The organism is Phycisphaerae bacterium, from assembly GCA_017999985.1.
Classification (GTDB): Bacteria; Planctomycetota; Phycisphaerae; order UBA1845; family Fen-1342; genus JAGNKU01.
The window spans coordinates 387,325-408,719 of record JAGNKU010000002.1 but is presented as its reverse complement, the minus strand read 5'-3'; the positions used below and the strand labels follow the sequence as shown (position 1 = coordinate 408,719).

General features: G+C 66.5%; 18 protein-coding genes. 12 read left to right on the top strand and 6 right to left on the bottom strand.

Annotated features, from left to right (window positions below; all coding sequences use genetic code 11):
* Positions 1-203 precede the first annotated feature (203 nt).
* Positions 204-1,007, top strand: coding sequence for a hypothetical protein (locus KA383_05195; protein ID MBP7745506.1), 804 nt, complete (start codon positions 204-206; stop codon positions 1,005-1,007).
* 250 nt (positions 1,008-1,257) lie between these two features.
* On the opposite strand, the gene KA383_05190 is transcribed toward KA383_05195, so the two are convergent.
* Both KA383_05190 and KA383_05185 read right to left on the bottom strand, forming a co-directional pair.
* Positions 1,258-2,430, bottom strand: a complete 1,173-nt coding sequence (locus KA383_05190; GenBank protein ID MBP7745505.1) for a terpene cyclase/mutase family protein — start codon at positions 2,428-2,430, stop codon at positions 1,258-1,260.
* Between the two features lie 44 nt (positions 2,431-2,474).
* Positions 2,475-2,849, bottom strand: coding sequence for a metallopeptidase family protein (locus KA383_05185; protein ID MBP7745504.1), 375 nt, complete (start codon positions 2,847-2,849; stop codon positions 2,475-2,477).
* Between the two features lie 86 nt (positions 2,850-2,935).
* Between KA383_05185 and sppA the strand changes: the two genes are divergently transcribed.
* From sppA to KA383_05140, 9 genes are all read left to right on the top strand, one after another.
* Positions 2,936-3,961 (top strand): signal peptide peptidase SppA, encoded by a 1,026-nt coding sequence (gene sppA / locus KA383_05180; GenBank protein MBP7745503.1) that lies wholly within the window; start codon positions 2,936-2,938, stop codon positions 3,959-3,961.
* Positions 3,962-3,970: 9 nt separating this feature from the next.
* On the top strand, positions 3,971-4,549 hold the full coding sequence (locus tag KA383_05175) for an aminodeoxychorismate/anthranilate synthase component II (GenBank protein ID MBP7745502.1): 579 nt from the start codon (positions 3,971-3,973) through the stop codon (positions 4,547-4,549).
* Positions 4,550-4,558: 9 nt separating this feature from the next.
* Positions 4,559-5,137, top strand: a complete 579-nt coding sequence (locus KA383_05170) for a hypothetical protein (GenBank protein MBP7745501.1) — start codon at positions 4,559-4,561, stop codon at positions 5,135-5,137.
* A 747-nt stretch (positions 5,138-5,884) separates the two neighbouring features.
* Entirely contained in the window at positions 5,885-6,343 is a 459-nt protein-coding gene (gene bcp, locus KA383_05165) for a thioredoxin-dependent thiol peroxidase (protein ID MBP7745500.1), read from the top strand.
* Positions 6,344-6,453: 110 nt separating this feature from the next.
* The gene (gene pyrF, locus KA383_05160; GenBank protein ID MBP7745499.1) at positions 6,454-7,386 is read left to right on the top strand and encodes an orotidine-5'-phosphate decarboxylase; all 933 of its coding nucleotides are present in this window, start codon (positions 6,454-6,456) and stop codon (positions 7,384-7,386) included.
* A gap of 27 nt (positions 7,387-7,413) precedes the next feature.
* Entirely contained in the window at positions 7,414-8,316 is a 903-nt protein-coding gene (locus KA383_05155) for a hypothetical protein (protein MBP7745498.1), read from the top strand.
* A 184-nt stretch (positions 8,317-8,500) separates the two neighbouring features.
* Positions 8,501-9,898 carry an Nramp family divalent metal transporter gene (locus KA383_05150; protein ID MBP7745497.1) on the top strand — a complete coding sequence of 466 codons (1,398 nt, stop codon included), beginning with the start codon at positions 8,501-8,503 and terminating at the stop codon, positions 9,896-9,898.
* Positions 9,899-9,922: 24 nt separating this feature from the next.
* Positions 9,923-10,354, top strand: a complete 432-nt coding sequence (locus KA383_05145; GenBank protein MBP7745496.1) for a universal stress protein — start codon at positions 9,923-9,925, stop codon at positions 10,352-10,354.
* A 72-nt stretch (positions 10,355-10,426) separates the two neighbouring features.
* Positions 10,427-11,452: a M28 family peptidase gene (locus KA383_05140; GenBank protein MBP7745495.1), complete on the top strand. Its 1,026-nt coding sequence runs from the start codon at positions 10,427-10,429 to the stop codon at positions 11,450-11,452.
* Between the two features lie 12 nt (positions 11,453-11,464).
* Here the strand turns inward: KA383_05140 and KA383_05135 are convergent, their stop codons facing one another.
* The 3 genes from KA383_05135 to KA383_05125 form a co-directional block, all read right to left on the bottom strand.
* On the bottom strand, positions 11,465-12,445 hold the full coding sequence (locus tag KA383_05135) for an alpha-ketoacid dehydrogenase subunit beta (GenBank protein ID MBP7745494.1): 981 nt from the start codon (positions 12,443-12,445) through the stop codon (positions 11,465-11,467).
* 13 nt (positions 12,446-12,458) lie between these two features.
* The gene (pdhA, locus tag KA383_05130) at positions 12,459-13,571 is read right to left on the bottom strand and encodes a pyruvate dehydrogenase (acetyl-transferring) E1 component subunit alpha (protein MBP7745493.1); all 1,113 of its coding nucleotides are present in this window, start codon (positions 13,569-13,571) and stop codon (positions 12,459-12,461) included.
* Positions 13,572-13,815: 244 nt separating this feature from the next.
* Complete coding sequence (locus KA383_05125) at positions 13,816-14,775, bottom strand: hydroxyacid dehydrogenase (GenBank protein ID MBP7745492.1); 960 nt, start codon at positions 14,773-14,775, stop codon at positions 13,816-13,818.
* Between the two features lie 206 nt (positions 14,776-14,981).
* On the opposite strand from KA383_05125, the gene KA383_05120 reads away from it, so the two are divergent.
* Positions 14,982-17,222, top strand: coding sequence for a beta galactosidase jelly roll domain-containing protein (locus KA383_05120; GenBank protein ID MBP7745491.1), 2,241 nt, complete (start codon positions 14,982-14,984; stop codon positions 17,220-17,222).
* Positions 17,223-17,529: 307 nt separating this feature from the next.
* Positions 17,530-19,608: an excinuclease ABC subunit UvrB gene (gene uvrB / locus KA383_05115; GenBank protein MBP7745490.1), complete on the top strand. Its 2,079-nt coding sequence runs from the start codon at positions 17,530-17,532 to the stop codon at positions 19,606-19,608.
* Positions 19,609-19,616: 8 nt separating this feature from the next.
* Here uvrB and KA383_05110 read toward each other — a convergent pair whose 3' ends face one another.
* Positions 19,617-21,215, bottom strand: a complete 1,599-nt coding sequence (locus tag KA383_05110; protein ID MBP7745489.1) for a hypothetical protein — start codon at positions 21,213-21,215, stop codon at positions 19,617-19,619.
* Between the last annotated feature and the right edge of the window lie 180 nt (positions 21,216-21,395).

The window sequence follows — 21,395 nt, the reverse complement described above, 5'->3', positions numbered from 1 at the left end:
GTTGGCGTCGCGGCCTACCCATGCGGGAGATAATGCGCAGGCCTGAGGCAAAGCGCAAATTAAGATCGTGTTAAACCCGCGTGTGTTTTTCGCATGCCCTAGCAAGTCGAGTGCCGAACAGAATTGACGATGTCCCCGGATTAGCGGCGTACGTCGTTCTGGTCGAGCCGTGTCCGCCGGTGGGGGCCGGGCCGGGGCGAGTCGTGCTGGCGACAGTCACGAACTACAACAGCTTCGTGCTGCGACTGTGGGTGGCGGTGCTGGACGAGCCGCTGGAGCCGAAGGCGGAGCACCCGCTGTACTCGGAGGACCGGCAGGCCTGGGTGCCGGCGGGCGAATTGCGCGTCGGGGAGCTGCTGCGCACGGCGGCCGGTCCGGCGGTGGCGGCGGTAGAGCGCCGGCCGGGGACACACCGGGTTTATAACCTTGAGGTGGAGGGCGAGCACCGCTACTTTGTAGGGGCGTCGTCGTTCGCGCGGTGGTCAATGATGCCTCACGTTAACCTGCAGAAGCTGACGCCGGCCCAGGCGATTGCCGGCGAGGACGCCGAGGAAACCCGTCTGCTGCGAGAGATGCTGCAGAGCGCGACGGGCTACGTGCAGAGTTTCCGGTGGTGCCCGTCGATTAGCGAGGTGTATCTGGGATGTGGTGTCGGGGGTGTGGTGGCAGTATTCCTCTTTCATTTCGACCAGCCGATAGGCGAGACCGACGAATGGCTTTGGGTCATCGAGGGTGATTTGCCATCCGCCTACCTGGTTCTGGACCAAGCTGAGGACCCTGCCTCGGCGCTGGAAGTGTACTGTCAATTGATGGACGAGTGGGCTCAGGCGATTCTCGCAGGGCGGACAGTGAAGGACGTGTTTCCTGTTCGGGCCGCTCCGAGCCGCGAGAACGCGATGGCGCTGCTCAAACGTCTGGAATTCATCAGATCACGACTGCTTCCGAATTGGCGTGCCGATTGGCCTGCGGCGGATGGAGACAGACAGTCACCAACGCAGACGACCTAGGACCCGCGGCCTGCCGGAGATCGGCGTCGTCGGGCTGGCGTACGTCGTCACGGTGGCGCCGCGTCCGCCGGTGCAGGCTGGGCCCATGTCAGGGACAGCCACCTACAATTTTGGCATACCGAGCAAAGGCAGTGGGTTATTCAGCGCGCTGCGCGGACCCGCTCGCTCGCGCTCGGGGCTCTGAGTGCGTCGCTTCGTCGCTCCGGCTCAGCCGGAGCTTCGCCCTCCCCTCCGTGCCTCTGTGCCTTCCTCACCGCGGATACGCCGCCTCGAGCGCCAGCATGCTGTACGCCGTCGTCAGTGCCGGCAGGCCTTCCATCCAGCGGTCGGCGTCGTTTACCCAACTGCCGTCCGGCTTCTGGTCTTTCGCGAGCTGCTCGACCAACTCGTGCCGCCAGATGTGTTCGCGGCCCGACGGCTCGCGGATCACCGCTTCACCAAACGCATCCAGGGCCCGGCCGAAGACATGGTAGTAATAGAACAGCCCCTCGCGCGACTGGGCTTCCGGGCTGTTCGGATTGTGCGTCAGCGTCCAATTCCCGCGAATCCAGTCTAAGGCCGCCTGCACCCGCCGATCGTCGCGTTTCAGGCCGGCATAAAGCAGACTCTTGAAGCCGGCGTACGTCATCGAGCCGTAGCAGCGCAGCTCTTCGTGACCCTCGGCGTCCACCGTGCCCATCTTGCTTTCGCCGCCGTTTGCGGGGGAGTAGATGAAGCCGCCCTGCGTCGCACCCTTGGCGAATGGCTGATCGTTCGTCTCGCCGAGCATCTGGCAACGCCCGATGAAGACGAGTGCTTTCTTGTACGCCGGGTCATCGGGCGGCAGGCCGCTATCGCGCAGGGCCTCCAGCATCATCTGCGTGTTCGAGACGTCCGGGCGTTTGCCGTGCCCGTAGCCAGCGCCGCCGTACCAGGGATCATCGACCGACTTGCCCTCGCCTTCGTCCCACTGGTCGTTCTTCAAAAAGGTCTGCAGCGCGGCGATCTGCTTCTGATACGCGGGGTCCTTCAGCACGCCGAGCATCGACAGCACGACGCTGCTCTCGTAGTTCTTCAGCAGCCCCTCGGCGGAGTAGACGCCGCCGTCGTCGCGCTGGGATTTGAGGACGAACTCGATGCCGCGCTGTACGGCGGCGTGCTGCGGCCCGACGCTCGGCTCCTGGATGAGTGCTTTGAGGACCAGCGCCGACACGCCGGGGCCGGCCTGCGCGCCCCAGCCGCCATCGGCTTCCTGCGCGGAGAGCAGGTACTGGGCGCCGCGCTCTATCAGCTTGCGGGCTTCGGCTTGCATGGCGCGGTCGCGTTCGGCGGCCACGGCGTCGCGGCTCGATGGTTGCGACGTGGTTTGCGCAGCGGCCGTGAGAACGCCGGCGAACAGGATGGCCCCGATCAGAAGCATTGCAACATACGAGTCACGGAGCATCTTGAAACCTCCAGCCCCCCGATGGCCGGCCGACCTGTCGCACCCTACTCATACCCGAGCTCTTCCAGCCGGTCCTCGTCCAGCCCGAAGTGGTGCCCGATCTCGTGCAGCACGGTAATCCGAATCTCGTCCACCAGCTCGTCCCACGACTCGCACATCCCGCACAGGTTGTCGCGGAAGATGAGGATGCGGTCCGGCAGCGGCATGGGCAGAGCGTCGATTCCCTTATCCTCCAGCGGCACGCCCACGTAGAAGCCCAACACGTCGTCCGGGACGTCGTGCTCGCGCATCAGCGCCTGGTCCGGCCGATCCCGTACCTCGATCACGACGTTCTCCAGGTACGGCTGAAACTCGTCCGGCACCTCCGCCAGCGCTTGCTCGACGGCCCGGTCGAAATCCGCATGGGACGCGTGTATCATCGCGGCGGCTCACCTCAGGTCGCCGGCCGGAGCGCCGGCTGCGGGAAGTATAGGTGGGCCTGCGTCCTCAGCCAAACGGAGCGCTCATGCCTGCGACTCAAGCCTCGCTGTCGCCGACACGGCAGCCGTGTACGACCGCCGTTATCGCTGCGTTACTGCTCGTCGTGCTGGGCGGCTGCGGCCCGACCTCGTTCCTGATCACGCCGGTCTCGGCGCGGCAGGCCTTGACTGAAGAGGTCGTGCTGCGCGAGAGCTTCTGGGCCACCCAGAAGCTCGCGCTCGTCGACGTCGACGGTGTGCTGCAGAACGCCCGGCCCACGAATCTGCTCAACGCTGGCGGCGAAAACCCCGTGTCGCTGTTTACGGAGAAGCTCGACAAGGCAGCGTCGGACCGCAACGTCCGCGCGGTCGTGTTGCGCATCAACTCGCCCGGCGGCGGCGTCACCGCGACCGACTTGATGTACGGCGAGCTCAAGAAGTTCCGCGAGCGCACCGGCAAGCCGGTCATCGCCGCGATCCTCGATCTGGGTGCGTCCGGCGGGTACTACCTCGCGTGCGGCGCGGACAAGATTTACGCGCTGCCGACGTCCGTCACTGGCAGCATCGGCGTTATCATGATCGCGCCGGAGTTCTCCGGCACGCTCGCGAAGCTCGGCGCGCACGTGAACGTAATCAAGAGCGGCGCCATGAAAGACATGGGCTCGCTCTTCCGTGAAATGAACGAGCAGGACCGCGCGGTGTTCCAAGGTCTGATTGACGGGATGTACACGCGGTTCCTCGAAGTGGTCGCGCAGGCGCGCCCTGGCGTCGACGCCGCAAAGCTGCGGCAACTTGCCGATGGCCGCGTCTATCTCGGGACCGAGGCGAAGGCCAATGGGCTGATCGACGACGTCGGCACGTTGCGCGATGCGATCGTGGCGGCGAAAGCGGCCGCCGGCCTCGCCGACACAAAGGTGAAGGTGGTGGAGTACGGCCGCCCCCTTGCGTATCAGCCGAACATCTACGCCCGCAGGGACGGCCCCGGCCAGATAAACCTCGTGAACGTGCAGCTCCCCGACTGGCTCAGCAGCCCCGCCCCACAGCTCATGTACCTGTGGGCGCCGGCGTGGTAGAGACCCGGCATGGTCGTCCTGATCGACAACTACGACTCCTTCACTTACAACCTCGTCCAGCGCATCGGCGAGCTGGACGCGGGCCTCGACATCCGCGTCTACCGCAACGACGAGATCACGCCGGAGCAGATTGAGGCGCAGCATCCGGACCACATCATCATCTCGCCGGGGCCGTGCACGCCGCGTGAGGGTGGGATCAGCAACGACGTGATTCGTCGGTTCGCGGGGAAGGTGCCGCTGCTGGGCGTGTGCCTCGGGCATCAGTGCATCGGGTTTGTGCATGGCGCCGAGGTGATCCGCGCGCCGCGGCTGATGCACGGCAAGACGAGCTTCATCCGTCACGATGGGCAGGGGATCTTTCGCGGCCTGAGCAACCCGTTCGTGGCGACGCGCTATCACTCGCTCATCATTGCCAACGGAACGCTGCCGGACGACTTCGTTGTAAGTGCAACCGCGGACGACGACCCGACGGAGATCATGGCGATCCGGCATCGGACCTGGCCGCTGGAGGGCGTGCAGTTTCACCCGGAGAGCTTCCTGACCGTCGAGGGGCACAAGCTGCTTGCGAACTTCCTCGGGATCGGGTAGGGGTACGGCATGAGTTTTCGTCTGATCCTGATCGGCGTCACGATCGGCTGCCTGGCAGGCGGTTGCGCACAACAGAATCCAGGCCCGGCCCCGACGGTGACCGCGCCGCCCACCACTGAAGAACTGCCGCAGATTCCGGAGCTCGTCCGCCGTGGCACCGTCAATGTAGTCGTCCAAGGCCGGACCGTCGCTCCGCGCGCGGCGCTGGTCCCCGATTTCACGCTGCCCGAGCTGACCCGGGAAGAGCGCCTCGTGATGGGCGAGCGGGTCGTGGACTATAAGTTCCTGCCTTACAACAACGTTGCGCGTGCGCCCGATTCGACGGCCGGACCGTGGTTGGGAGGCGTGAGCACGTTCTCCCACGGCCGCGCGGGTGCGCTGATATGGCACGATGCGCCGTCTCGCATCGCCGGGAGCTACGGCTGGGGCGGCCCCGTTACCGCCAGCGATCCGCAGGGGGCTCGAACGTGGGGCGTGTTCGGTCCCCACCCGGGTGTCAGTTCGGTCGGCCCCCGCGACCCGATCGTAATCGAAACGGATCCGCAAGCGGCGCGTGTAGCGGAGCGCCGGCGGTACATCGACCCCTGACAGCAGTGGGGCGACTAGCGTGCACCTCAGCGCGCAGTGCGTCTCGTGCGCGGTTACGGTTCCGCCCAGTTTCCGCTCGGTGCGCCGCACATCCAGGTTCGCGGGGAGAAACCAGGTAGTTGTAGTTGTAGCGCGCGCGGCCGATCGGCATAATCTCACGCAGCGCGGGTGGAGGCGCGCCCGCCGCGGTCTGGCAACTCTCCGCGCGGGCCTCGATGAGCGTCACGGCCGCCGGCCGCGCGACGTGACCGGCTTCGTCGGCAGCGGGCCGACGATCCGTGCCGATGGATCGAATCGCAGTTCTCCAGTTGAGGGAGCGCCATGGCGAAGAAAAGGGCCTCAGCAGGCAGCACGAAGCGAGCGAAATCCAGCCGGAAGAAGGTGAAGAAGACCGCGGCGCGCAGGGTCAAGAAGACCGCGAAAAGGAGAGTTTCGCGCAAAGTCGCGAAGAAGAAGTCCGCTCGCACGGTCGCCAGGAAGAAAGTCGCCCGTAAGTCTGCCACGAAGAAGCCGGCCAAGAAGGTTGCCAAGCGCGCGACCCGCAAACCGGCGGCCAAGGCTGCCCGCCCCAGCGCCGCCGCCCGCCCCAAGCGGCCGCGCCGCACGATGCAGGCGCTCCCCCCGGCGACTCGCATTACGCCGCCGCCCATCGCGGAGGCCGAGCCGCTGACTCCGCCGCCCGCGCCGGCCCGGCCACCGCTCGATGCCGAGGTGATTACGACGCGACCGGTTGTTGCGGCGCCGCGCATGCCGGCGATCGGCGATCTGGCCCCCGAGTTTCAGCTCAAGGACGAGCGCGGCCAACTGCACGCGCTCTCGCAGTATCGCGGCCAGCGTGTCGTGCTCTATTTCTATCCGAAGGACGATACGCCCGGCTGCACCACGGAGGCGTGCGGCTTCCGTGATCGGCTCGGCACCTTCCGCGACCATAACGTGGTTGTGCTCGGCATCTCGCCGGATTCGGTCGAGAGCCACGACCGCTTCGCGCAGAAGTACGGCCTGACGTTCCCGCTGCTCGCCGACGACGGCCACCAGGTCGCTGAGCATTACGGCGTCTGGGTGGAGAAGGACCGCGGCGGCGTGAAGTCGATGGGCATCGCGCGGACGACGTTCGTCATTGACGCCGGCGGACGCATCGAGCACGTGTTCCAGAATGTGCACCCGGACGGACATGCGCAGGAGGTCCTCGCGCACCTCGGCGCGTGACCCGCAGCGCGAACGAGAGTAGTCTTCGCAGAACGGCGAGGCTGTCACGGGCGTGACAGCCTCTGCTGCAACGGGTGCCACTCGATGGCTCCGTGCTGAGCAGGGTCCGTATGCCGACACACTTCGCTGACCGACTGGAGGCCGCGGTTCGCCGCTTGCGCACGCCGGCCGTCGTAGGTATCGATCCTGTGCTCGAGCAGTTGCCGCCCAGCTTGCGCCCGGCCGATGGGACGCTGCGGGCGGCGGTCACCGCGCTGGAACAGTTTTGCCGTGGCGTCCTGGACGCCGTCGCAGCCGTCGTGCCGGCGGTGAAGATCAACGCGGGGTTCTTCGAGGCGCTCTACGCGGAGGGGCTCGCGGCGTACTACCGGCTGGTGCAGTACGCGCACCAGCGCGGGCTGCTGGTAATCGGCGACATCAAGCGCGGCGACATCGGTTCGACGGCCAAGCTGTACGCGCGCGGGCATCTCGCCAAGCCGGCGTTTGCGGACGTCGACCCGGCGTGCGTTCCGGACGCCGTCACGCTCGCGGGCTATCTGGGCGAGAACGCGGTGAAGCCGTTCATCGAGGTGGCGAGGGCGCATGGGCGCGGTGTATACGTGCTGGTGCGGCCGTCTGATCCGGGCGCGGACGAGGTGCACGAGTTCGGCACGCCGAAGCGCTTCTATGAGCACATGGCGGCGCTGGTGGCGCGGTGGGGGGGCGCGGCGGATTTGCGGGGCGAATGTGATCTGTCATGCGTGGGGGCCGTGGTGGCGCCGAAAGACGCGGCGAGCACGGCGGCCCTGCGCAGCGCCTTGCCGTACACGCCGTTTCTCGTGCCGGGGTACGGTGCACAGGGGGCGACGGCGGAAGGCTGCCGGCCGTGCTTCTTGGCGGATGGCCGCGGAGCGGTGATCAACGCGTCGCGCTCCGTGATCTACGCGTTCGGCAAATCGCCATACGCGGAAAAACACGGGGCCGATTGGCAGGCGGCGGTGGCGGCGGCGTGTCGCGCGTTTGCGGCGGACGTGGGGGGCTTGATTGAATCGCCGCGCGCGTAGTGTGGCGCCAGAACAATTGGGACGAACATGACGTCTGTTCCAGTGGGCTCCGGTCTGATCGACGCCCAGGGCGTGTTGATCAGTGACCTTGAGTGCAAGCGCTGCGGCTACAACTTGCGCGGATTGCACCAGGAGGGCCGTTGCCCCGAGTGCGGCACGCCCGTCGGCCTGTCTACGCTTGGCGATTTGTTGCGCTTTGCCGACCCGAATTGGCTCGACAAGGTGGCGCTGGGGCTGACGATTCTGCTCTGGATGATCCTGGGTGGAATCGTGGTGGTCGTGGCAGCCGCCGTTCTGCAGAATCAGGGTTCGCTGTTACAGGTGGCACTCGCTTTCGGCGTAGCCCTGATCACCTTCTACGGTACGTGGCTGGTGACGGAGCCCGATCCCAGCGGCATCGGCGAAGACCCGAATCTCACCGCCCGCAAGGTTCTGCGCGCGTCGCTGGTGATCGGACTCGTATTCGACGCGGCGGAGGTCGCTGCCGCGGCCGCCACCGGGTCTATGACCTCGACACTGCTCCAATGGCTGGCAGCAGGCGACCAGGTTGTCGGACTCGTGACGATGTTCACTACATTCATGTACTACGAGCGACTCGCACGCCGCATTCCCGACTTGGCCCTGGCGGCGCGCGCCCGGCTGTTGCGGTGGGGCAATGTCATCGCACTCGGCGTAATTGCGGTTGGGGGCGCCGCGGCGGCGTTTCTCACGACCGCAGGCGGTACTTCGTCCGGTGCGGGCTTCGGCGCGGCGGTGTGCCTGCTCGCGCCGGCGAGCCTTGCTGTGTTGGTCTTTGCCGTCATGGCGATCTTCCTGCTCATCCGCTTGCGTCGCGCGATCGCCGAACAGGCCCGGCTGGCGCGTGTTACTTGGGCGGCAGCGCTGGAAGGTACCCCCACGGCGCCGATCGGTCCCGGCACTGGACGTTAATGTAGGGCTGGCTTGAGGGTGACCCGTCACAGGAGTGGTGCGGGCGACCGCCCGCCGGAGGAACGGGCAAGATGCTCATACCACCCATGCACTGACGACCCGGCGGCATTCGTCTTCAGTCTGTCAGCGGAATATCATCCAGCGTGTACGCACGCAGGTCATCGGGCCCCTGCGGGATCCGGCGATGGATAAGACCTCTCCAGCGAGCTCTGACTGCAGCTTGACCCAAACCGTCGCCACGCCGCCGGCACCGGAGCCGGGCTGGCGGCGTGCGACCGGCGTGCCGTCGCTGGCCGAAGTGCATTCCAGCGTGCGGATGCCGCATATCGCGAGCTTCTGGCGGCGGCTGCTGGCGTTCACCGGGCCGGGCCTGATGGTCGCGGTCGGCTACATGGACCCCGGCAACTGGGCGACGGACCTCGCCGGCGGGGCGCGTTTCGGCTACACGCTGGTCTCCGTCATCCTGATCTCCAATTTCATGGCGATCCTGCTGCAGCATCTGTCGCTGAAGCTCGGAATCGTGACCGGACGCGACCTGGCGCAGGCCTGCCGCGACCACTACACCCGGCCGGTCGGCTTTGCGCTCTGGGTGCTGTGCGAGGTGGCCATCGCTGCGTGTGACCTCGCGGAAGTGATCGGGTCCGCGATTGCGTTGAATCTGTTGTTCCGCATCCCGCTCGTCTTCGGCGTCGGCATCACTGCGCTCGACGTCATGATCGTGCTGTTCATGCAGCACAAGGGGTTTCGGGTGCTCGAATGCCTGGTCACGGTGCTGATCGTCACGATTGGGGCGTGCTTCGCGGTCGAGCTTGTCTATGCCCGCCCGGACCTCGGGGCCTTCGTCGCGAACCTCGTTCCGCGGACAGAGATCGTGACCAACCCCGCCATGCTCTACATCGCGATCGGCATCCTGGGTGCGACGGTGATGCCACACAACCTGTATCTGCATTCGAGCATCGTCCAAACACGGGCGTTCGAGCGCACGCACGCCGGCAAGGCCATGGCGATCAAGTACGCGACGATTGACTCGACGGTGGCGCTGTTGATCGCATTTTTCATCAACGCCGCCATTCTCGTGCTCAGCGCGGCCGCGTTTCATGGCACGGAGCACGAGGACGTGGCCGACATCGGCGATGCGTACGCGCTGCTCGCGCCCGTGCTCGGGGCCCCGCTGGCGAGCACGCTCTTCGCGGTCGCGCTGCTGGCGTCCGGGCAGAACTCGACGCTGACGGGCACGCTCGCCGGCCAGATTGTCATGGAGGGCTTTCTCAACATCCGCCTGCGCCCGTGGGTCCGGCGGCTGATGACGCGCCTCATCGCGATCGTGCCGGCGGTGATCGTGGCGGGGCTGTACGGCGAGCGCGGCGTCGGCGAGTTGCTGATCCTCAGCCAGGTGATCCTGTCGCTGCAACTGAGCTTCGCGGTCGTGCCGCTCGTGCTGTTCACGGGCCAGCGCGCCAAGATGGGTGCGTTCACGAACCCGCTCTGGCTCGCCAGCACGGCGTGGTTCATCACCATGGTGATTGCGGGGTTGAATGCGTATCTGTTGTATGAGACGATTCACGCGTGGACGTCGGGTTAAGAGCCCGGCCGAGGATGAACGCTGATGTACCGCACCATTCTCATCCCGCTCGAGAATTCGCCGGTGGACGAGACGATCCTCGCGCACATCCGGCCGTTGGCGCGGCTGATGAACTCGCGGCTGATTCTCATCCACGTCGCCGACGGTTTCGCCGCGCGCAACCAGGACCAGCTCAATCTCGAAGACTCCGAGGAGATTCGTGGCGACCGTGCTTACCTCGACCGGCGATGCGCGGAACTGACCAGCGAGGGTTTCGCCGTGGTGGCGGAGCTGGCGTGCGGGGACCCGGCCACGCAGATCGTGGCGCTGGCCACGCGTGAGGAGTGCGACCTGATTGCCATGTCCACGCACGGCCACGGTCTCATCAAGGGCGTGCTGCTCGGCAGCGTGGCGAACGAAATCCGCCGCCGCACGGAAATCCCGGTGCTCCTGCTGCGCACGCCGGACAATCCTTGACCCGCGCACAACGCAGGTCATATAACCGAATGTGACAATCTCGAGACATCGCGGGGGCGTGGAGACCAGGGTATGCGCAGGAGCGCCGTTGTTGTGCTCGTCCTCGGCATTGGCATTGCGCCCGCCCCGGCCGATGCGATCGCCGACATCCTCGGCCAGGCGACGATCGCGCAATACCAGTCGTACCTGCGCGTGCTCACCGGCGTGGATCCGGTGACGACGGACCCGCCGTACTGCCTCACGAACCGCTACTCGCTCGGCTCCGACGCGGCGCTCGCCGGCAACTGGATCACCGATCAGTTTGCCTCCTACGGGCTGAATGTCACGCAGGAGTGGTTCCACACACTGCACGCGCCGAACATCGTGGCCGACCTGCCCGGCACGACGCGCCCCGATGATATCTATGTCATCTGCGCCCACTACGACACCTGGCACGAGATGAACCAGTTGCTCGCCCCCGGCTGCGACGACAACGGCAGCGGCACGTCGGCCGTGCTCCTGGCCGCCAAGATCCTGTCCCAGTTCCAGTTCGCGGGCACGCTGCGCTTCATCACCTTCGCCGGCGAGGAGGAGGGCCTGCTTGGCAGCGCCCGGTATGTGAGCACCCATTACGGTGAGAACTTCGTCGCGACCATTAACCTGGACATGATCCTGCATCCAGGCTGGGACAACGTTGACCCGGACCCGGATTACGATCTCGACATCGGCGTGAACGGCCCGTCGGCGTGGCTGGGGCAATACCTCGTCGCCCAGTTCAACCAGTACACGTCCATCGACGTCGAGACTTGGAATGACACCTACGGCAACTCCGACCACGGCTCGTTCTGGTCCTACGACTACCAGGCGATCCGCTTCGGCGAGCACACGACGCCGGAGAACTGGTACATGCACACCAACGATGCCTATCACCAGCTCACCGACACGATGGACAACCCCGACTACGACTATGAGTTCGGCATCGAGGTGGTTCGCGGCGGCATGGCGGGCCTGATCGGGCTGGCCGGGCTCGTCCCCGAGCCGGGTTCGCTGCTACTGCTGGCATTGGGTGGGATTATGATTCGAGCCCGGCGCGCTGCACGCTGCGTCGCCTGGTCCTGAAGCCGCCTTCGCTCAGAAGCGCACCGTTTCCAGCGCCGCCTGGACGACACGGCCGGCGTCGGGCAGGTACGTCAGCTCGTTCGCGAAATACGGGATGATCGTATCGAAGCCCGTCACCCGGCGGACGGGGGCTTCGAGATACATGAGGCTGTCTTCGACGATGCGGGCGACAACCTCGGCGCCGACGCCGCAGTGACGCGGGGCCTCATGGACCACGACGGCGCGGCCGGTGCGGCGGACCGACTCGTTGATCAGGTGGCCGTCGAGCGGGGCGACGGAGAGCAGGTCGAGTACTTCGGCATCCACGTCATGCTCGTCGGCCAGCTCCTCGGCGGCGTCGAGCGTGGCGCGCACGGTGGCGCCGTAGGAGATCAGCGTGACATCCTTGCCGGAGCGGGTGATCACGCCCTTGCCGATGGGCATGGTCTCGGGCTCGTCGGGGACCTCCTCGCGAAACGCGCGGTAGGACGCCTTCGGCTCGAAGAAGATGACCGGATCGGGGTCAAGGATCGCGGCGCGGAGCAGCGCGCGGGCGTTGCGCGGCCCGGACGGGATGACGACCTTCAATCCGGCCAGGTGCGCGTAGGTGGCCTCCGGCGCTTCGCTGTGGTGCTCGATGGCGCGGATGCCGCCGCCGTATGGCATGCGGATCACCAGGGGGCAGGTGTACGCACCGCGCGTCCGATTGCGGAACCGCCGGACGTGGTTCTCAATCTGGTGGAACGCCTGGAACGAGAAGCCGTCGAACTGCATCTCGCACACCGGGCGGAAGCCGGTGAAGCCGAGCCCGATACTGGCGCCGACGATCGCGGCCTCGGCGAGCGGCGTATCGATGCAGCGCTGCGGGCCGAACTCGCGGAGCAGGCCTTCGGTCACGCGGAAGACGCCCTCGTCCTGGCCGACGTCCTGACCGAGCACCACGACGTTCGGATCGGTGCGCATGATTTCGGCGAGCGCGAGGTTGAGAGCTTTCACCATTGTCAGTTGGGCCATGGTGGGTCTCCGGCTAGACGCGCGACAGGTCCGCCTGCGGACGGTCGGCCGGCTGGCGGCTCAGGTAGGCCTGGAGCTCGGCGCGCTGCCGCTCCAGCTCGGGTGTCAGCTCCGCGTACATGTGGTCGAACAGCTCGAGCGGGTTCGTGCGGTACGCTTCGTAACTCCGGATGGCCTCATCGATCTCGGCGGTCACTTCCTCGTCGATGACCTGCTCGACCTGGGCGCTGAGGAGCTTCTTGCGGTGGAGGTACGTGGTGAAGCGCAGCAGCGGGTCGCGCGGCTCCCACTCCTTGACCTCCTCCTCCTTGCGATATTTCTTCGGATCGTCGGCGGTCGTGTGCATCATCATGCGATACGTGACCGCCTCGATGAGCGTGGGGCCGCCGCCGGTGCGGGCCTTTTCGAGCGCCTCGCGCGTGCCGGCGATCATGGCGAGGATGTCGTTGCCGTCGATCTGGAGGCCGTCGAAGCCGTAGGCGACGGCCTTCTGCGCGATCGACTGCGACGCGGTCTGGCAACTGCGCGGGACGGAGATCGCCCAGCCGTTGTTCTGGACCACGACGACCAGCGGCAAGTTGTAGACGCCGGCGAAATTCAGGGCCTCGTGGAAGTCGCCTTCCGACGTGCCGCCGTCGCCGCAGAACGCGACACAGGCTTCGCCTTCGCCGCGGAGCTTGCAGCCCCAGGCGATGCCCATGCCGTACTGGCACTGGGATGCGATCGGCACGCACATCGGCAGCACGCGGGTCTCGCGTGGCATGACGTTGCCGGCCTCGTGGCCGCCCCAGACGAGCATGCCGTTGGCCGGTGGCCAGCCGCGCCAGAGCAGGCCGGCCGTCTCGCGAAAGGTCGGGACGAACCAGTCGTTTGGCTGCATGGCGTACGCGACGCCGAGCGAAGCGGCTTCCTGACCTTTGCTGGGGCCGTACGTGCCCATGCGACCCTGGCGCTGGAGCTGGAGGCAGCGTTCGTCGTACCGGCGTGACAGGCGCATGGTGCGGTACAGGCGCACCAGGTCGGTGTCGCTGAGTTGCGGTTCGAGAGCCTTGTCGACCTGGCCGTCGGGGGCGAGGATCGAGAGGGACTCTACCCGGCAGGGGATCTTGAGCGGCTCGCGGGGCACGGATTCATCCTCGGCTGGAGTACTGCGAACAGGCGCGTCGTCATGCGATCCCAGGCACGGGATTCTAGCCGGCGGGCGGAAAAGAGCCAACCGACGGGGGCCACGGCCCGGCCGCGCCGGACTGGGTCGCGCGCCGGCGGCGCTCACATTGTCACTTTGTCACCTGCGCACCTTGTTACGAGCCCACGGCCCGGCGGCGCCGGGCCGTGCCACCCCGTCGCGAGGATGAGCGTGCGCTCGTTGTCTAGTCATTCACGCAGTTGATGACCTTGCCGGTCTTCTTGAACTCCTGAACGATGCGGATGGTCTCTTCCGCAACGGCCGTCTGCGCCTGCTCGGTCGACGCGCCGATGTGGTGCGTGCCGTAGAGGTTCGGCAGATTGGTCAGCGGCGACTCGCACGTCTTCGCGTCGGCGGCGGGCTCGTTCTCGTACACGTCCACCGCGGCCGCACGGATACGGCCTTCCTTCAGGGCGGCGATCAGCGCGGGCTCGTCGACGACCGACGCGCGGCTGGTGTTGATGATCGCGGCGTGTGGTTTCATCGTCGCCAGGCGCTGGGCGTTGACGAGGTGCTTGGTGTCGCCGGCGCCGGGGACGTGCAGCGTGACGTAGTCGGACTGCTTGAACAACTCGTCCAGATCGACCCGTCGGGCCTTGGGGTGGTCGGGCCCCTTGAGGTTCGGCACCACGTCGTACCAGAGCACGTGCATGTCGAACGCGAGGGCGCGCTTCGCGACTTCCATGCCGATGCGGCCCAGGCCGACGATGCCCAACGTGCTGCCCTTCAATCCGCGGGCCTTGCTGAACTCCTTCTTGTTCCACTTGTGGGCGCGCAGCTCGGCCACGTTGTCCGCGATCCGGCGATCCAGGTTGATCATGTGCCCCATGACCAGCTCGGCGACCGCGACGGCGTTCATGCCGGGGCAGTTGGAGACCTTGATGCCGCGCTGCTTGGCGGCGGCGACGTCGATCGTGTCGTAGCCGGAGCCGGCGCGGATCACGACCTTGAGCTGCTTGCCGGCCTGGAGCGTGTCGGCGTTGACCTTCGTCGAGCGGACGATCAGCACGGCGGGGTCGAACTCCGCGACGCGCTTGGTGAGGGTCGCGTCCTTGAGGTCCGGCTCGCAGGTGACCTCGGTGGCGATCTTTTTCAGTTCGGCGATTCCGAAGGCTTCGAACTTGTCGGCGATGAGGATCTTCATTGGACTGGCTCCCGGCAGAGGCCGCTGGTTGCTCGGCGGGGGACGTGTTTCGCTGCACATCGCAACCCCAGCCGAAACCGGGATTGTACTGGATCCGCAGCGCAGCGCGTAGCCGTCCGGCCGGTTGCCGAACGCGGCGGTCTACGGCATGATGCCGCCTGAGTTTCCGCAAAGCACGGTGGATACGTGAGCGACGGAGAGAGCCCATGCTACGGATTGGTGGACTGATCGTGCTGTTGATGGTTACGTGCCTTGTGCCGGCCGCGGGGGCCGATGACGGAACGAAGACGGGGCCGCTGATGACGCGTTGGGCAGCCGACGTTACGCCGGAGCGGGCGCTGCCGGAGTACCCGCGGCCGCAGATGGTGCGGGCCAAGTGGCAGAACCTGAACGGCTTGTGGGATTACGCCGTCCGGCCGAAAGCGGAAGAGCGGCCGGCGAAGTTCGACGGGCAGATCCTGGTGCCGTTCCCGATCGAGTCGGCGCTGTCACGCGTGATGCAGCGGGTGGATGAGAAGCAGCGCGTGTGGTACCGGCGGACGTTCGAGGTGCCGGCGGACTGGCAGGGCCAGCGCGTGCTGCTGCACTTCGGCGCGGTCGATTGGGACGCGACCGTGTGGGTCAACGGGAAAGCAGTGGGCCAGCACCAGGGCGGGTACGATCCGTTCACGTTCGACGTCACCGACGCGTTGAAGACGCCCGGGCCGCAGGAGCTGGTGGTCGCCGTCTGGGACCCGACGGACACAGGGCCGCAGGCGCGCGGCAAGCAGGTCAGCAAGCCGGAAGGCATCTGGTACACGCCGACCACGGGTATCTGGCGGACAGTCTGGTTGGAGCCGGTGCCACAGAGGTACATCGCAGCGCTCAAAATTGTAACCGACGTCGACGCCCAGGAGGTGGAGGTCGCGTTCCAGGGAGTGCGGCCCTTCGGTGAAATTGACCGCGACATGTTCCAGGTCGTGGTTCTGGACCAGGGCAAGGAAGTGGCACAGGTGAAGGGGAGCCTCGGCGTTGCGCGCCTGAAGATACCCGACCCGAAGCTCTGGTCGCCGGAGACGCCGTACCTCTACGATCTGCGGGTGACGTTTAACGATGACGAGGTGACCAGCTACTTCGGCATGCGCCAGATCTCGCTCGGCAAGGACGAGCTTGGCCGGACGCGGCTGATGCTGAACAACAAGCCGATGTTCATGTTCGGGCCGCTGGACCAGGGGTTCTGGCCGGACGGGCTGTACACGGCGCCGACGGACGAGGCCCTGCGCTACGACATCGAGTTCACGAAGAAGCTCGGCTTCAACATGGCCCGTAAGCACGTCAAGGTCGAGCCGGACCGGTGGTACTACTGGTGCGACAAGCTCGGCCTGCTGGTCTGGCAGGACATGCCGAGCGGCGACAAGGTCGATACGCCCAAAGACTGGCAACGGCCTGCGGATTCGTCCAGGCAGTTCGAGCTGGAACTGGAGCGCGTCATCGACGCGTATCGGAACCATCCCTGCATCGTGATGTGGGTGCCGTTCAACGAGGGTTGGGGCCAGTACGACACGGCGCGGATTGTCGAACAGGTGCGCAAGTGGGACCCGACGCGCTTGGTCAATTCGGCCAGCGGCTGGCATGAGATGGGCGTCGGCGACGTGCACGATATCCACGTTTACCCCGGACCCGGCGCGCCGCCGGCGGAAGAGAAGCGTGCAGGGGTGCTGGGTGAATTTGGCGGCCTGGGTCTGCCCGTGTCGGGGCATACCTGGCAGGCGGAGAAGAACTGGGGATACGTCAAGTTCGCATCGCCGGACGAATTGACGGATGCCTACCTGCGGCTGATTCCGATGCTGCGGGCGTTGCAGGCCGAGCCGGGGCTGTCGGCCGCAGTCTACACGCAGACGACCGACGTGGAGATCGAGGTCAATGGCCTCATGACCTATGACCGCGCGGTGATCAAGATGGACGCCGAGCGCATCGCCGCGGCCAACCGCACCACGTACGGACCGCCGCCGGTCGTGCGCGTCGTCGTGCCCACGGCGCAAGCCGAAGCCATCGAGTGGGGCTACACCACGGAGCAGCCGGCGGCGGAGTGGATGCAGCCGACATTCGACGACACGAAGTGGAAGCGTGGTCCGGCCGGGTTCGGCGCAGACGGCACCCCCGGCGCCGTGGTCCGTACGAAGTGGGACACCGCGGACATCTGGCTCCGGCGGAAAGTCGAGTTGAAGGCGCTGCCGGCCCAGCCGCAACTCAAGATCTATCACGACGAGGATTGCGAGGTGTTCGTAAACGGCAAGCAGGCTGCAGCGATAAAGGGCTACGTGACGAACTACGTGCTGGTGCCGCTGACTGAGCCTGGCGCGCTGCGCGTGGGCGAGAACATCATCGCCGTGCATTGCCACCAAACCCGTGGCGGGCAAGGCGTGGACGTCGGGATCGTAGACGTGACGGAGCCGGCACTGAAATAACGAGCAGCGTGCACTCGGGTGGCCCAGGGACGCCCCAGCTTCAGATTTCTTTACGGTCTGGCGCGGCCAGGCCGAGGCGCCGTAACAAGGGGCGCAGGTAACAAGGTAACAACGCTAGCCCGCACGTCGGGTGACAGGGTCGCAGGTCTGGCACAGCCAGGACGTGGAGAAAGAGGGCCAGCGTCTCGCTGAGCCGCGGTCCCCGGTTCTGTGTGTACGCGTCTTGGTGCCTTCGCGCCTTGGTGGTTACCCCGGGAGGGGAATCCGCCACGCGCTCGGGGCAGTCGAAATCCCGTATAATGCTAATATGACCGATTTTCAGATCATCTCGCCGCTGACACCGCGCGGGGACCAGCCGGAGGCGATCGAAAAGCTCGTCGCCGGGTTCCAGGGCGGCAAGCGGTTCCAGACGCTGCTGGGCGTGACGGGCTCGGGCAAGACGTTCACGATGGCGCACGTCATCGAGCGGTTGAAGCTGCCCACGCTTGTGATCTCGCATAACAAGACGCTGGCGGCCCAGCTCTACGAGGAGTTCCGCGAGTTGCTGCCGCACAACGCCGTCGAGTATTTCGTCAGCTATTACGACTACTACCAGCCCGAGGCGTATATCCCGCAGCGCGACATCTACATCGAGAAGGATGCCTCGCGGAACGACGACCTCGATCGCCTGCGCCTGGCAGCGACCTCATCGGTTGTTTCCAGGCGTGATGTGGTCGTCGTCGCGAGCGTCTCGTGCATCTTCGGCCTCGGCTCGCCAGATGAGTACAAGGCTAGCGTCATCAACGTCCGCGTGGGCGAGACGTGGGAGCGCGACGAGCTGCTGCGCAAGCTCGTGCGCCTGCAGTACGAGCGCAACGACACCGAACTGAAACGGGCGGCGTTCCGCGTCCGCGGCGACGTGATCGAGCTTACGCCAGCGTACGAGGAGCACGCGATCCGCATCGAGCTGTTCGGCGAGACGGTCGAGCGCATCGTGCTGGTGCATCCGCTGACCGGTGCCGTGCTCCAGGAGCGCGAGCAGGTCTTCATCTACCCGGCGGTGCACTATGTGATGCCCGAGGACAACCTCGAGCGCGCCGTGGCGGCGATCCAGCAGGAGCTGGATGAGCGCGTCATGCAGTTGCGGCACGAGGGCAAATTGCTCGAAGCGCAGCGGCTGCTGGCGCGGACGAAGTACGACCTGGAGATGCTCCAGGAGGTCGGCTACTGCAGCGGCATCGAGAACTACTCGCGGCACCTCAACGGCACGCCGGCGGGCTCGAAGCCATACACGCTGGTCGACTACTTCCCGGACGATTTCCTGCTGATCGTGGACGAGTCGCACGTGACGATCCCGCAGATCGGCGCGATGTTCAACGGCGACCGCAACCGCAAGGTCGTGCTGGTCGAGCACGGGTTCCGGCTGCCGAGCTGCCTCGACAACCGGCCAATGCGGTTCGAGGAATTCGAGGGCATGTGGAAGCGGGCGCTGTTCGTCAGCGCCACGCCAGGGCCGTACGAGCTGAAGCAGTGTGGGGGCGAAGTCGTCGAACAGATCATCCGGCCGACGGGCCTGGTGGATCCGTCGATCGAGGTGCAGCCGGCGCGCGGGCAGGTGCCGGACCTGCTGCAGCGCTGCCAGCAGCGCGTGTCGGCCGGCCAGCGCGTGCTGATCACGACGCTGACAAAGCGGCTGGCGGAGGACCTTTCATCGTACATCCAACAGGCGGGGCTGCGTGGGCGCTACCTGCACAGCGAGATCGAGACGCTCGAGCGAATCGAGATTCTGCGCGATCTGCGGCTCGGCAATTTCGACGTGCTGGTCGGCGTGAACCTGCTGCGCGAGGGATTGGACCTGCCGGAAGTGTCGCTGGTCGCGATCCTCGACGCAGACAAGGAGGGCTTCCTGCGCAGCGAGACGTCGCTGATCCAGATGATTGGGCGCTGCGCCCGCAACGTGGATGCCCACGTCATTCTCTACGCCGACAAGATCACCGTCGCCATGCAGCGGGCCATCGACGAGACCAACCGCCGGCGGGCCGTGCAGCAGCGCTACAACGAGGAGCACGGCATCACGCCCGACACGATCCACAAGGCGATCCGCACGGGTCTGCTTGGCGAAGTCGCGGCGATGCGGCGGGTGCGCGAGGCCGTGCACGCCGAAGAGGGTGATTACGACCGCGAGGACCTGATCCGGCAGCTCGAGGCCGAGATGCTGCAGGCGGCGGAAGAACTCGATTTCGAGCGGGCGGCGGCGCTGCGCGACCACATCAAGGAGCTGAAGGACTCGCCGGAGCTGAAGGTGCCGGCCGCGAAGGCTCGTCCGGAAGCGCCCGCGGGTCGCCGCGACGCGGGCGAATGGACGCCCATGCACCAGCACCGCCGGCCGCAGGGGCGGAAGCGGTAGCGGTAGGCCTACGGGACGACCTCGATCACGCGTTCGAGCTCGATGCGTCTGGAGTACACCACGTTGGGTGGCATGACCGGCGTAAGATCGTCCTGCCACTGGATGCGCAGCGACTGAGTACCGGCGGGGGCAACCACGAACCAGAGCAGCATACGCACGCGGAGCGGACCGGCGTGCTGCGCCGCGAGCTGTGCCAGGGGGATGTACTCCGGATGCGCGGGCTGGCGCCGCTCTTCAGGCAGCCGGGCCGCCTCCTCCGGTTGCATGCCGAAGGGAGTCGTGTCCAGGAGCGATGCCAGCCCAGGCTGAACGCGGCGTGCCTGCGGCGTCGCGTCATCGCCGATGAAGAACCCGCTGAAGAACACGAGTGCTTCGGCACCCAGGGGGTTATCGGCGTTCCGGGCGTCGGAGCCGAGCGCCACGTGAAACGGCTGCCCACGGCGCACCTGTGAGGGAGCATCGAGCCAGGCGACGAACATCTCGTCGTAATAGCGCTGTCGGATACTTTCCGGCAGTCGTCCGGCCGCGAGCGCTTGTTCGAGCCAGGTATGATCGTCGCCGGAGAGGTGTCCGGTGCGCACGCGTCGGTCTAGCAATCCCTCCGCGAGGCGCAGCTCCTGGGTGGGCGTCAGGGTTCGCGACTTGAGTTCGGTCCATTGTTCCCGGGTGAAGCTGCGGCTGTTCACGATGTCGCTGATGAGCGCGTTGGTGGGCATCAGCCCCAGCAACGGGTCGAACTTGTGCTGCGTGAGCGGCACAAGGCCCGCCGCGGCTCCCACAAGCACGAGGGCGACGCCGCAACCAAGCATCCACGGTTGGCCGGTGCGCCGACCATGGACGACGCCGCCCGGGGCGCTCCATTCGGCGCCGCACTCGGGGCAGTGCGGCGGGTTGCCGCCGGTCGGGGCCTGCTGATAGTCGCACGCCGCGCAGTGCTTGCTATCGCCGGTTCGACGCCGGTAGCGCATGCACAGCGCGAAACCCCCACCCAGTCCCAGGAACATGAGGATCAGCGACGCATTGTGATGCAGGCTGCCGAGCACGCTGAGCCTGAGCCAGATCAGCGGGATGAGGACGAATGCGACGGGGACCAACAGGAAGCCGGCGCGTGCCAGTGCCGTCCGGCGCCGGGCATCGAGCGCAGTCGGCACGCCTGCCTGGCGGGCGTGGGTCGATCGGGAAACACTGCCTGCTGCGAGCGCGTACTGCTCCCAGTACACGCACAGCTCTGCCACGGTATAGGCGCGGCGGCAGCGCGGACATCGGGCCGGGCACTCGGCCGCGGGGATGACCGCAACGCACTTCGGGCAGACCAGACCGTCATGTGCGGGAACCAGACGCGCCACCCGGCGCTCCCGCCGGTGGCTCCAACTGGCCATGCCGGCCAACGCGCCGGCTGCCAGCAGCATTGGCAGGCCGACCCACGCATGGGACAGTGTGCCGCGCCCGGGTGCGCGGCTTAGGGATGGCGCACGGTACTTCTGATCCAGCGCGACACCGAGTCCCAGAGCTGCCATGGCGACCGCCGTGCCGAACATGGCGAGCACGCTCCACCTTCGCCGTCGCATGCCGCGGGCCCACGGTCCCTGCGGGTCGTGCCAACTCATCCGCGCCTCCCAGGCAGAACGTGCGCGGCCACCTGCGCAGTGGTCCGGCGGTCATGTTACCGCGCGGGCCGGCAGGGGGCTCCTCTGGGGCGCGCGGCGCCAGGCCCTGCGGGCCGGGGGGGCGACACGGGTATGCCGCGCCGGGAATGTCGGATTTTGTGGGAACGCCTGTTTCTGGGG